This is a genomic window from Pseudomonas sp. LBUM1678 (genome assembly GCF_059695575.1).
Map to the genome: position 1 here is coordinate 3,976,710 of NZ_CP166775.1, position 12,715 is coordinate 3,989,424.

Genomic DNA, 12,715 nt, shown 5'->3' on the forward strand with positions numbered 1-12,715 from the left:
GGTGGGGTGGGTTAGCGGGGATCCATTTGGTTATCGCGTACGGCGTGGTCCGTTTCTTCACGCACCCGTTCCGGGTCCATCGTGGTGGAGTCGTCTTCATTCAACGGGCGCACACCTTCATTGTTCGGCAATTCGTCGATGCCCGGCTCATCTTCGGGATTGACCGCAGTGCGGCCGGGGCTTAATGGTTCAGGATGAGTCGGAATCGGGTCGAACCCGCCCTGCTCTTCACTCGGGAACTCTTCTTTATCGGGAAAGGCTGGGTCGGTCATAAGGCACCTCGCAGGGAGTCGAAAAGGTCGGACTCTGATCTTTCGAGGTGCCTGGTTTAATCACCGTTCCAATATTTCAGTCACCGGTCGTCGGTGGGTTGGCAAAGCGCGTCAGGATGGCGTCTGGAGCCTGTCAACGATCTGATTCTTGACCTGCACGCGCTTCTCCTTGAGTTTCTTCAATGCGTCATCGCTAGGCGCATCCGATTGTGCGGTTTCAGCCTTTACCACCTCGGCGTCCGCTTGCGAATACTGGTTAAGCAATGAATCCAGTCGAGAATCCTTGGTGCGTTTTTTCTGGACATCTTCCTTTGAAAGTTTCAGGTCCTGATAAAGGTCGTGTGGCACCGGCATGGAACACCTCCGTTTGTTTTTCGGGTAGCAAACGCGATCGATTGCGTTCGCCAACTATCAGAATGGCCTCGGTTGGCAGGTTCTGTCGACCGCCTATCAGACCAGCGGTGTCCGTTCGTCGTACGGTCGCAAACCCGATAAAACCTTTGCCCGAGCGGCTGCCTCCATTGAATAACGATCACCTTGATCGCCTACTCAAACCTGTGTGGAGAATGACCAATGGACGGATTCACCCTGCGCCACCTCGCCCTGGCCGTAGCTTTGAGCGCCAGCATGGGCACAGTTTTTGCCGCCACTTCCAATGACTTTGTCGACAACGCAGCCGCAGGCGGCATCGCAGAAATCGAAACCAGCAAACTGGCCCTGGAAAAAAGCTCATCGGCGAACATCAAGGCGTTCGCCAATATGATGATCACCGACCACACCAAGGCTAATAAGGAACTGACTGCGCTGGCGAAAAAGAACGATATCGAGGTTCCGGACGACACGACGCTGGTCAAGCAGGCCAAGGAACAAATCCTCGACATGCGCGACGAATCCTTCGACGCGGCCTATGCCAACAATCAGGTGAAGGCCCACGAAGAAACCATCGAGCTGTTCAAAAAACAAGCCAACACGGTGACGGACGACAAGGTCAAAGGCGCCACCGACCTGAAAGGCTTCGCGCAAAAAATGTTGCCAGCCCTGGAAAAACATCTGGATATGGCAAAAAAACTCCAGGCCGCCCACCCCAGCAAATAACACCCAAAAAGAAGGCCGCATCGATTGATGCGGCCTTTTTTAGCCTGACGGAACTAGCCGCCATCCGTGTCGATGTCGGCATCCGTGTCTTCGCCGGGTTTTGGCCGGTCTGGCGACGGTTTGAAACCAGGGCTGAACTCATTATCGTTGTCGGTGTGGTGGTTCTTCTGATCCACCGCTGCATCGGCATCAGCGCTCTGCGATCCGGCGGATTGGCTCTGGCGCTGACCACCCGGCGCGCCCTCACCCGGGGTCTGCGGATCAATCGCCGGGTCATTGCGGTCAACCGGGGCCCCCGATTGTTCCTGTCCTTGTGTCGATTCGTCTTTCATACGTACCTCGCTCGTGACGGCATGCCCACGATTCAAACAGCCGGGGCCTTTAAGGTTCGAAGCCATCTCCGGACAGGGGTTCAATCCAATGGACAGGCACCCGGTAGGACAAGGGTCAAAAAATCGTCGTCGACGACTGTGCCGACTAGAGTTATCGGGCAAGTACTGGCCAGGATGAAAATATCCCGTCCGACTTACTAACTATTTCACTCGGCAAATGTCACTGACTCGGGCCCATTGTTTTTTGGGGAATCGGCCCGTCAAATTTCAGGAGCACAAGAACATGGCAGCAATGCAAATCAGCACACTCGACGCGATGAAAAACAACCACGTGCAACTGCTTGGCAATTGGGTCACTAGCCTGGAAATCAGTGGTGCCAACCGCAACCTCAAGGACCATGAGCTGAAGCAGCAGACCTCGGAATTTCTGCAACTGGTGGTCGCGGGTCTGGAAAACGGCAACGGCCCGAATATCGCCGCGCCGGGCTGGGACGAAGTTCGCCAATTCCTCGAAAAACTCTCCCACAGCCGCGCCCTGCTCGGTCAGGACTCCCACCAGACCGCCAGCTTCATTTTCTCGCTGAAAGGTCCGCTGTTTTCCTTGCTGCAATCTCACTACAACGACAATCCGGCTGTATTGGCCGAACAGCTCTGGGAAGTGTCCCAGCTGCTCGATGCGCTGGGCATGCACACCATCCGTACCTTCCAGAAATCCCGCGAAGCGGTGATCAAGCGTCAGCAGGAAGAACTGTTGGAGCTCTCCACCCCGGTGGTCAAGCTCTGGGACGGCGTACTCGCCCTGCCGATGATCGGCACCCTGGACTCGCAACGCACCCAGGTGGTGATGGAATCGCTGCTGCAACGGATCGTCGATACCGGTTCGGAAATTGCCATCATCGACATCACCGGCGTGCCGACCGTCGACACTCTGGTGGCTCAGCACCTGCTCAAAACCGTGACCGCGATTCGCCTGATGGGTGCCGATTGCATCATCAGCGGCGTGCGTCCGCAGATTGCTCAGACCATCGTTCACCTGGGGCTGGACCTGCAAGGCGTGGTCACCAAGGCCAACCTGGCCGATGCCCTCAAACTGGCTTTGACCCGTCTGGGAATCACCGTCAGCAAGACGGTATAAGCCGATGGAACGCATTCCTATTCTGAAAATGGGCGATTTTCTGCTGGTGACCATCCAGGTCGACATGCACGATCAGCTTGCCCTGACCTTGCAGGATGACCTGTCGGAGCGCATCAGCAACACCTCGGCGCGGGGCGTGTTGATCGATATCTCCGCGCTGGACATGGTCGATTCGTTTATTGGCCGGATGATCGGGACCATTTCCGGGCTGTCGAAAATCATGGACGCCGAAACCGTGCTGGTGGGCATGCAGCCCGCCGTGGCGATTACGCTGGTTGAGCTCGGCCTGACCTTGCCCGGGGTCAGCACCGCGCTGAACGTCGAGCGCGGAATGAAACTGCTTCGGGAACGAGTACGCGAGCAATGACCCTGCGCAGCAGCGGCACTCAGCCAATTCAGATCGAGCAGGATGTGGTCCTGGCCCGGCAGACTGCGCGCAAGCTGGCCACCGAATGCGGCATGCGCCTGATCGACCTGACCAAACTGGTGACCGCCGTCAGCGAGCTGGCGCGCAACACCATGGTCTATGGCGGCGGTGGCGACATGGACTGGCAGATCCTCGACGAAAACTCGAGGGTCGGCTTGCGCCTGACGTTTCGCGATGAAGGCCCCGGCATCCCGGACATCAAACTGGCCATGACCGACGGCTGGACCTCCGGCAGCGGTCTGGGCCTTGGCTTGACCGGGGCAAAACGGCTGGTGGAGGAGTTCGAACTGGACACCGAGCCCGGGAAAGGCACTCGAATAACGATCACCCGATGGACATGAACATTAGGGGGTCGATGACCCAAGTGCTGTTGATCGAGGACAGCAGCCAGATCGGCTTTGCCCGGCGCACCGCGCAGAAGCTCGCCGAAGACCACGGTTTCGACGCGACGGATGCCGGCCGCGTGGCGCTGGTGGCCACTGAATTGGCCAGCAACGTACTCAAGCACGCAACCCGGGGCGAATTGCACTTGCGAATCCTGCCCGGTAAAAGCGCCAGCGGCATCGAGATGCTTGCGGTGGACCGAGCCCAAGGCTTTGACTTGCAGGCGTGCATGGCTGACGGGTTTTCCACGGGAGGCACTCAGGGCATCGGCCTCGGTGCGGTGTCGCGCCAGGCGGACGTCTTCGATGTGCACACCGACTCGCGTGGCACCGTGTTGCTGGCCCGTTTGTATCCACGCGCCAGCAAGGCAGCGGACTTGCGCATCGGCATCAGCCAGCACTCGCTGCACGACGACCCGGCGTGCGGCGATGTCTGGCACCTGGCGTTCGACGGGGCAAATATCAGTGCCTTGATGATCGACGGCCTGGGCCATGGCGAAGAAGCCGAACGCGCCGCCCGCGCCGGTGAAAAAGCCTTCGCCGTGGCACCGTTTGCCGTGCCGGTGTTCCTGCTCGAAGACATTCACCGGGCCATGATCGGTACCCGGGGCGGCGCCCTGGCGATTGCGCAGTTCGACGGCCACCATGGCACACTCAGATTCACCGGCATCGGCAACATCGGCGGCAGCCTGATCAGCCTGGACAAGTCCCGTGGCCTGGCGTCCCATCCGGGTATCGTCGGCGGGCAATACCGGAAAGCCCAGCCTTTTGACTATGCTCACGTGAACGGACATCTATTGATCATGTACAGCGACGGCCTGCAGTCCCGTTGGAATTTGAACGACTACCCCGGCCTGGTGCACCGTCATCCCGCCGTGATAGCCGCCGTCCTGCATCGCGATTTCTGTCGCGGCCGGGACGATGTGACGGTACTGGTCGTTGCTTTGGAGACCGCCCATGGCTGAGTCGCCCATGCCGCCGATCGAAGAACCCTCGGCACTGATCGAGCGCCTGCAGAACGAAACCGCAGCGCTGCGCGAGGAGCTCGACGAAACCAATCAGGGCGTGCTCGCGTTGTACGCCGAGCTCGACAACCAGGCTGAAGAACTGCGTCAGGCGTCGGACCTCAAAAGCCGCTTCCTGTCGTACATGAGTCACGAGTTTCGCACGCCACTGGGCTCGATCCTGAGCATCGCCAGCCTGCTGACCGATGAACTCGACGGCCCGCTGAGCCCCGAGCAACACAGGCAGGTCGCGTTCGTCAGCACCGCCGCGCGGGAGTTGAGCGACATGGTCGACGACCTGCTGGACCTTGCGAAAATCGAGGCCGGGCGCATCACCATCTCGCCCGCCTGGTTCGACATGTTCGACTTGTTCGCCGCCCTGCGCGGCATGTTTCGCCCGATCGTCGACGCGTCGGCGGTCGACCTGATCTTCGCAGAACCGGTCGGTCTGCCGCGCCTGTACACCGATGACAAGAAGCTGGCGCAGATCCTGCGCAACTTCATTTCCAACTCGCTGAAGTTCACCACCCGCGGTGAAGTGCGGGTTTCGGCCTCTCTCGAGGGCGCCAGCCATGTGCGCTTTGCCGTCAGCGACACAGGAATAGGTATCGCTGCCGAGCTACATGGGGCATTGTTCGAGGACTTTTCCCAAGTCGATTCGCCCCTGCAAAAACGCCTGCGCGGCACCGGTCTGGGCTTGTCCTTGTGCAAACGCTTCGCCGAACTGCTGGGTGGCGAGGTCGGGGTCGAAAGTACGCCCGGGGTCGGTTCGACCTTTTTCGTGATCATCCCGCTGGCCATCGCCATGGAGCCTGCCGATGAAACGTGACATTCGCCTGTTGATCGTCGATGACAACGCCGCCACCCGTTACGCCCTGCGCCGACGCCTGGAGCCGCACGGCTACATCGTGCTGGAGGCCGGAACCGGCGGCGAAGGCCTGGCGCTGATCGACAGCGAATTGATCGATGCGCTGATTCTGGACGTCAACCTGCCTGACATGAGCGGCTTCGACATTGTCCGTAAACTGCGCTCGGAGCCCGCCACGGCGTTGCTGCCAGTGATTCACGTGTCGGCGGCGTCGATCCAGACCGGCGACATCATCACCGGCCTGGACGCTGGCGCCGACGCTTACCTGATCCACCCCGTGGACCCGGACGTGTTGCTGGCGACCCTGCGCACCTTGCTGCGGGTGCGTGATACGGAAAACGCCCTGCGTGAAAGCGAGGCGCGTTTTCGGGAGATTTTCGTCAACGTCTCGGCGCCCATCGCGGTGCTGGACGCCCAATTTAAAGTTCACGAATGCAATCATGCCTTCTCCCGACTGATTCAGGACAACCGCGACCCGGACACCTTGCGCGAATGCTTCGCCGACCAACAGCAAGCGATCCTTGATGAACTGCGCGTGCGCCTGACCGCGGGTGAACGCTGGAAAGGCACGCTGAATATGCGGATCGAGGGGGAGCTGCGGGAAACCGAGTGGCAGATTTCGCCGTATCGCACCCCTGAACTGAGCCTGGTGTTCGTGGAGGACGTCACCGAGCATCGCCATCGCGAACGCTCGCACCTGGCCCGGCTCGACGACACCACGATGCAGCTGGAACACGAGATCGCCGCGCGCGTGCGCACCGAGAGCCAGCTGCTGCAAGTGCAGAAAATGGACGCATTGGGCAAGCTGACCGGCGGCATCGCCCATGACTTCAACAACCTGTTGACCGGCATCATCACCAGCCTGGAATTGATCCAGAAACGGGTGGCCGATTCGCGTACCGACAAGGTCCAGTTCTATGCCGAAGCGGCACTGAACTCGGCCATGAGCGCCGCCTCCCTGACCCATCGTTTGCTGGCCTTCGCCCGCCAGCAGCCGCTCAATACCCGGCCGGTGGACATCAACGAACACATCCGTTCCCTCGAAGAATTGCTGGCGCGCACCATCGGCGAACACATTGCGCTGAAACTCGAGCTGACCTCCAAAGCCGCGATTGCCCTGGTCGATCCTATTCAGCTGGAAAGCGCCGTCCTCAACCTGGTGATCAACGCGCGCGATGCGTTGCCCCAGGGCGGGAATATCTGGGTCAGCACCTACGCGGCGTATTCGCGCGGTGATCTGAAACTGGCGGACGGGGCGTATGTCGCACTGTCCGTGCGCGATGACGGGACGGGCATCGAACACAATGTGATCGACAAGGTGTTCGACCCGTTTTTTACCACCAAGCCACTGGGCCAGGGCACCGGGTTGGGGTTGTCGAGTATTTACGGATTCGCCCGGCAATCGGGTGGCGACGCGCACATCCGCAGCGTGGCCCGTCGTGGCACCGAAGTGACCATCATGCTGCCCGCCAGTGCCGATCCGACCGCCACTGAAGCGGAACAGACGTCAGTGGATCAACAGGGTTTGGGTGAGCATGTGTTGATTGTCGAAGACATGCCGTCGGTGCGCATGTTCGTCGCCGAAGTGCTGTTGGATGCCGGTTATCGCTGCACCCAGGTGGGTGATATCGAAGGCGCCCTTGAACGCCTGCAAAACGACCCCTCGATTGATCTGATGCTGACGGACGTCGGTCTGCCGCGCATGAACGGCCGGGAACTGGCCGATGTCGCCCGTAGCTGGCGTGAGGGCTTGCCGATCCTGTTCATGACCGGTTACGCGGAGAACGCGATCAACCGCCAGGTGTTCCTGGGTGAAGGCATGGACATGCTGATCAAGCCGTTTCAGATTAACGAGCTGTTGGACAAGGTCCGGCGCACGATCGACCGCGCCTGACAGGCCGCCATCGCGAGCAGGTCGAATCGTCGCACCGTCGCTCCCACATTGGATCTGTGGCGTACACAAATCACCTGTGGGAGCGACGGTGCGACGATTCGACCTGCTCGCGATGAGGCCAGCGATAACAATATCCCTCTCAAGCAGAGCCAAGTGTCCGAGCTAAAAACGGTGCCGTGCGGCTCTTCTTGCTCTTGGCCACTTTCTGCGGCGTGCCGGCAACGACAATCTTGCCGCCCTGATCCCCCGCCCCTGGCCCGATATCGATCACCCAGTCACTCTGCGCAACCACGCGCATTTCATGCTCCACCACAATCACCGTGTGCCCCGCCGCCACCAGCGTATTCAACTGTTCAAGCAGCCGGTCAACGTCCCGTGGATGCAAACCGGTAGTCGGTTCGTCGAGCACATACAATGTGGCCCCACGCTGGTTGCGTTGCAACTCGGTCGCCAGTTTGATGCGCTGGGCTTCACCCCCCGAGAGCTCGGTGGCCGGCTGGCCGAGGCGCAGATAGCCCAGACCGATATCACGCAGCACTTCCAGAGAACGGCGAATGCCCGGTTGCTCGGCGAACACCTCGACCGCTTCGTCCACCGTCAACTGCAACACCTGGGCAATGTTCAAACCTTGCCAGATGATCGCCAGCGTCTCGGGGTTGTAGCGAGCGCCGTGGCATGTCGGGCACGGGGCATAGACACTGGGCATGAACAGCAACTCAACGCTGACAAAACCCTCGCCTTCGCAGGTCGGGCAACGGCCCTTGGCGACGTTGAAGGAGAACTGCCCGGCGTCATAACCTTCGGCCTGCGCCTGGGGCGTGGCGGCGTACAGTTTGCGCACGTTGTCGAACAGCCCGGTGTACGTCGCCAGGTTCGAGCGCGGCGTGCGGCCGATGGGTTTCTGATCGACTTGTACCAGACGCTTGATCGATTCCAGCCCGGCCGTGACCTGACCGCCGCTGACCTGCGGCGCATCGTCCTCAAGGCTCAACTCTTCAGGCTCGCTGCCGCTGGTGCCCCGCCCCAGATGCGCCCCCACCAATTCCAGCAAGGCCTGACTGACCAGGCTTGATTTGCCGGAACCGGAAACGCCGGTCACCGAGGTAAAACACCCCAGGGGAAACTCGACGCTGAGGTCGTTCAGGTTATTGCGCGTGATACCTTCCAGGCGCAGCCAATCGGTCGGCTTGCGGCTGATTCTGGCGTCAGTAACCTGCTCGGCGAACAGGTAGGCACGGGTCTGGGAATCCTTGACCTCGGCCAGTCCTTGGGGCGGTCCGCTGTACAGAATCCGCCCGCCATGTTCACCCGCCGCCGGGCCGACATCGATCAGCCAGTCCGCACGTCGCATGGTTTCCAGATCGTGCTCAACCACAAACAGCGTGTTGCCGGCAGCCTTCAAACGTTGCAGTGCTTCAAACAACGCTTCGCCATCCGCCGGGTGCAGACCGGCCGAAGGCTCATCCAGCACGTAGATCACGCCGAACAATTGCGAGCCCAATTGAGTGGCCAGGCGCAGCCGCTGCAACTCGCCGGACGACAGCGTCGGCGTGCTGCGTTCCAGGGCCAGATAACCAAGGCCCAGGTCGGTCAGGGTGCTGACCCGCTCCAGCAAGTCCTGGGCGATCCGTTGCGCGGCCAGGCGTTTTTCCACCGACAGGTTAGGCGTATGCCGCACGTCCGGCGCGTTGGCATGAGCGCTGGCGCCGTGGGCTACGCGCTGTTCACGGGCCTCGCGGGTCTGGCTGTGCGTCAGCACTTCGCCCGCCTCCTCGGCCTGTTCCAGGTAACTGTGGGCCGCTACCGGTTTCAGCACCTCGGCCACTTGCAGCAACGGCATCTGCGACAGCTCGCCGATGTCGTAGCCGGCAAAGGTCACCGACAACGCCTCGCGCTTGAGCCGTTTGCCGTCGCACAACGGGCACGGGCTGCCGAGCATGAATTGCGCGACGCGCTTCTTCATCAGCGCACTTTGCGAATGACTGAACGTGTGCAGGATGTAGCGTCGGGCGCCGGTAAACGTGCCTTGGTAGCTGGGCTCCATTTTGCGCTTGAGCGCGACTTTGGTTTCTTCGGGGGTGAGCCCGGCATACACCGGAACGGTCGGTGTTTCCTCGGTGAAGAGGATCCAGTCCCGCTGTTTTTTCGGCAGATCGCGCCAGGGTTTGTCAACGTCGTAGCCCATCGTCACCAGGATGTCGCGCAGGTTCTGCCCTTGCCACGCCGTTGGCCAGGAAGCCACCGCGCGTTGACGGATGGTCAGGCTCGGGTCCGGGACCATCAAGGCTTCGGTGACTTCATAGACTCGGCCCAAACCATGACATTCGGCGCAGGCGCCTTGAGGTGTGTTGGGCGAAAAGTCCTCGGCATACAGCATCGGCTGCCCCGCCGGATAACTGCCGGCCCGGGAATACAGCATGCGAATCAGGCTCGACAGCGTCGTCACGCTGCCCACCGAAGACCGCGTACTCGGTGTGCCGCGCTGCTGTTGCAGGGCCACGGCCGGTGGCAGGCCTTCGATGGAATCCACGTCCGGCACACCGACCTGATCGATCAGACGCCTCGCATACGGCGCCACGGATTCGAAATAGCGGCGTTGTGCTTCGGCATACAGGGTGGAAAACGCCAGCGATGACTTGCCCGAACCCGAGACCCCGGTGAACACCACCAATGCGTCCCGGGGGATGTCGACGTCAATGTTCTTGAGGTTGTGTTCCCGGGCACCGCGGACCCTGACCATGCCGGAAGGAGGATTGGAGGTGCGCGTTGAAGTCATCGAGTGGCCTTAATTGAATAGCTGAAAAAACACAAAACCCCTGTGGGAGCGAGCCTGCTCGCGATAGCAATTTATCATTCAACATTGATGTCGACTGACAGTACGCTTTCGCGAGCAGGCTCGCTTCCACAGGGGGATATTCCCACATTGAATGTGGTTAGCCGCTGAGGACGGTATGAATCATGTGTGTCAGTGCTTCGGGCCCATACGGTTTGCTCAGCAAATGGGTATCGGGGCTGAGTTGGTGATTGCGCGAAATGATGTCTCGGGTGTGGCCGGAGGTAAACAGCACCGCCACCGGGGGATTTTGCACCTTGGCCCAGGCCGCCAGGTCTGAGCTTTTGATCAGGCCGGGCATGACCACATCGGTGAAAATCAGGTTAACCACCACACCCTCCAGCAACATCTGCATCGCCTGGTCGCCGTTGGCCGCGGTCAGGACCTGATAGCCCTCTTCGCGCAGCAACTCCACCGCCGAGCTGCGCACCGCTTCGTTGTCCTCCACCACCAGAATGGTTTCGTGCCCGCCCCGGCGGGGTGAAACCCGCTGCGTTGTTTCACTGGGCAACGCTCGCAAGCTGCGTGGGAAGTAGAGCTGCACACGAGTGCCCTGCCCGACGACGCTGGAGATCTCGATGTGCCCGCCGCTCTGTTTGACGAAGCCGAACACCATGCTCAGTCCCAAGCCCGTGCCTTGACCGTCGGCCTTGGTGGTGAAAAACGGCTCGAACGCCTGTCCGAGCACCTCGGGTGACATGCCAGCGCCCGTATCGGCGACCGCGACTCGCACATAATCGCCCGCCATGATGCCCTTGCCGGAACAGAATTTACGGTCGAGCGCCACATTCTCGGCGCTCAGTTCGATGGTCCCTTCGCCCTGCATGGCGTCACGGGCATTGATCGCCAGGTTGAGAATGGCGTTTTCCAGTTGGTTGCGGTCGACGTTGATGTGCCAGGGTGCTTGCGGAACCTGCACTTCGATCTGGATGGTTTCCCCCAGCGCCCGCTGCAACAGCTCGCCCAAGCCTTCGAAGATCTGCTGTGGATTGCACACCGCCGGCGACAACGGTTGGCGGCGGGCAAACGCGAGCAATTGCGAAGACAGTTTGGCGCCGCGCTCGACGGCCGCAATCGATGCACTGACCCGGCGCTGCACGTTGGCGTTGTCCGGCTCATGCCGCGCCAGCAAGTGCAGGTTGCCGGCGATCACCTGCAGCAGGTTATTGAAGTCGTGGGCCACGCCGCCGGTGAGGCCGCCGATGGCTTCGAGCTTCTGCGATTGGCGCAATTGTTCTTCAGCCGCCAGCCGCGCATCGACTTCGTCGGCCACGCGCTGCTCGAGGTTGCGGGTGAATTTGAGCAAGGATTCTTCGGCAATCTTGCGTTCGTGAATGTCGATCAACACACCGGGAAAACGGAATGGCTCGCCCTGCTCGTCGAACTCGCAACACCCACTGGCCTGCACCCACAGATAACTGCCGTCGGGGCGCAGGACCCGATACTCGGCATTGAAGGGCTCGCCGGTTGCCACTGATTGACTGACCTGTTCCTGGACCCAATTGCGGTCGTCGGGATGAATCTTTGCTTCAGCGATGTCGGTGCACAGGTCGGCCAGGTTCTGCTCGGCGGGGTAGGAAAAAGTCCGGGCAAAGCGCTCGTCGCCGGACAGCACATTGCCCTTGATGTCCCAGACGAACGAACCGAGCAAAGCCCCGGCATTGAGCGCCAGGCGCACCCGTTCGTTGTCGGCGCGATAAGCGTCTTCGGCTTCCTGGCGCCGGCGTTCGGATATCACATGTTCGGTGGTGTCGACCACAATCGCCAGGACCCCGGCCGGCGTCCCTTCATCATTTGCCACCGGGCTGTAATAAAGGTCCATCCAGACGTCTTCAGGAATCCCGTTCCTTAGCAGCACCAGTTCTTTATTGCGATAAGACAAGGTGCCGCCTGCCAGGCAGGTGTCGACGACATGGCGATTGAACTCGGCCACTTCCGGCCAGCCCAGCTCCACCGGAGCACCCAGCAGATACGGATGGCGGCCACCGGCAAACACAGAGTAGGCATCGTTATAGATCATGTAACCCGCCCGTCCCCAGAGCATCACCATCGGCAGCGGGGACGCTAGCATCAGCTGCACCGCGCTGCACAGACTGGCGGGCCAGGCGTCAATGGTTCCAAGCTCGGTCCGGCTCCAGTCGAACGCGCGGATGCGCCCGGCCATTTCACCGTTCCAGCCGGCACACCCGTGGCTATCAGAAAGAAACTGCATCGACTGGCTCTGTGTCCTTGTGAGTGGCTGACGTGCGGGATCGCAACTGCGCGAGGACGGCGCGGGCCCGTTTGTTTCGAGCACCATCGACGTCAATGGTTTCATAGAGGTTAGCCGATTCTTGGTCTGCAGATTATTGTGGTCTTGCCTGACGAACAGCCCTGTAGCAGCTGCCGAGCAGCGCGAGGCTGCGTTCGGCGGCGGAGCCGTCGTAAAACCAGAACGCACGGTCTATCTGATACACCGCGTGGCGTGAATTC

Annotated in this window: 12 protein-coding genes; 7 read left to right on the forward strand and 5 right to left on the reverse strand. The window is 60.7% G+C overall.

From position 1 onward, the window contains the following. Positions 1-11 precede the first annotated feature (11 nt). Complete coding sequence (locus ACA070_RS18030; protein ID WP_497447723.1) at positions 12-272, reverse strand: hypothetical protein; 261 nt, start codon at positions 270-272, stop codon at positions 12-14. Between the two features lie 111 nt (positions 273-383). After that, positions 384-626 (reverse strand): hypothetical protein, encoded by a 243-nt coding sequence (locus tag ACA070_RS18035; RefSeq protein ID WP_497447724.1) that lies wholly within the window; start codon positions 624-626, stop codon positions 384-386. Positions 627-845: 219 nt separating this feature from the next. Between ACA070_RS18035 and ACA070_RS18040 the strand changes: the two genes are divergently transcribed. Then, entirely contained in the window at positions 846-1,367 is a 522-nt protein-coding gene (locus ACA070_RS18040; RefSeq protein WP_497447725.1) for a DUF4142 domain-containing protein, read from the forward strand. Between the two features lie 53 nt (positions 1,368-1,420). Here the strand turns inward: ACA070_RS18040 and ACA070_RS18045 are convergent, their stop codons facing one another. After that, a complete protein-coding gene (locus ACA070_RS18045) occupies positions 1,421-1,699 on the reverse strand; it encodes a hypothetical protein (RefSeq protein ID WP_497447726.1) in 279 nt (92 codons plus the stop codon). Positions 1,700-1,982: 283 nt separating this feature from the next. On the opposite strand from ACA070_RS18045, the gene ACA070_RS18050 reads away from it, so the two are divergent. From ACA070_RS18050 to ACA070_RS18075, 6 genes are read left to right on the forward strand one after another with little or no spacing between them, the layout of a single operon-like run. Then, complete coding sequence (locus ACA070_RS18050; RefSeq protein ID WP_497447727.1) at positions 1,983-2,834, forward strand: STAS domain-containing protein; 852 nt, start codon at positions 1,983-1,985, stop codon at positions 2,832-2,834. Positions 2,835-2,838: 4 nt separating this feature from the next. Then, positions 2,839-3,201 (forward strand): STAS domain-containing protein, encoded by a 363-nt coding sequence (locus tag ACA070_RS18055; RefSeq protein ID WP_497447728.1) that lies wholly within the window; start codon positions 2,839-2,841, stop codon positions 3,199-3,201. Next, positions 3,198-3,602 (forward strand): anti-sigma regulatory factor, encoded by a 405-nt coding sequence (locus ACA070_RS18060; protein WP_461958583.1) that lies wholly within the window; start codon positions 3,198-3,200, stop codon positions 3,600-3,602. Before ACA070_RS18055 ends, ACA070_RS18060 begins: the two co-directional genes overlap by 4 nt. Then, positions 3,599-4,609, forward strand: coding sequence for an ATP-binding protein (locus ACA070_RS18065; protein ID WP_497451978.1), 1,011 nt, complete (start codon positions 3,599-3,601; stop codon positions 4,607-4,609). Before ACA070_RS18060 ends, ACA070_RS18065 begins: the two co-directional genes overlap by 4 nt. Further along, a complete protein-coding gene (locus ACA070_RS18070) occupies positions 4,602-5,477 on the forward strand; it encodes a sensor histidine kinase (RefSeq protein ID WP_497447729.1) in 876 nt (291 codons plus the stop codon). Before ACA070_RS18065 ends, ACA070_RS18070 begins: the two co-directional genes overlap by 8 nt. After that, complete coding sequence (locus ACA070_RS18075; RefSeq protein WP_497447730.1) at positions 5,467-7,410, forward strand: PAS domain-containing hybrid sensor histidine kinase/response regulator; 1,944 nt, start codon at positions 5,467-5,469, stop codon at positions 7,408-7,410. Before ACA070_RS18070 ends, ACA070_RS18075 begins: the two co-directional genes overlap by 11 nt. 139 nt (positions 7,411-7,549) lie before the next feature. On the opposite strand, the gene ACA070_RS18080 is transcribed toward ACA070_RS18075, so the two are convergent. Both ACA070_RS18080 and ACA070_RS18085 read right to left on the reverse strand, forming a co-directional pair. Further along, a complete protein-coding gene (locus ACA070_RS18080; RefSeq protein WP_497447731.1) occupies positions 7,550-10,186 on the reverse strand; it encodes an excinuclease ABC subunit UvrA in 2,637 nt (878 codons plus the stop codon). Positions 10,187-10,343: 157 nt separating this feature from the next. Further along, the gene (locus ACA070_RS18085; protein ID WP_497447732.1) at positions 10,344-12,455 is read right to left on the reverse strand and encodes a hybrid sensor histidine kinase/response regulator; all 2,112 of its coding nucleotides are present in this window, start codon (positions 12,453-12,455) and stop codon (positions 10,344-10,346) included. Positions 12,456-12,715 lie beyond the last annotated feature (260 nt).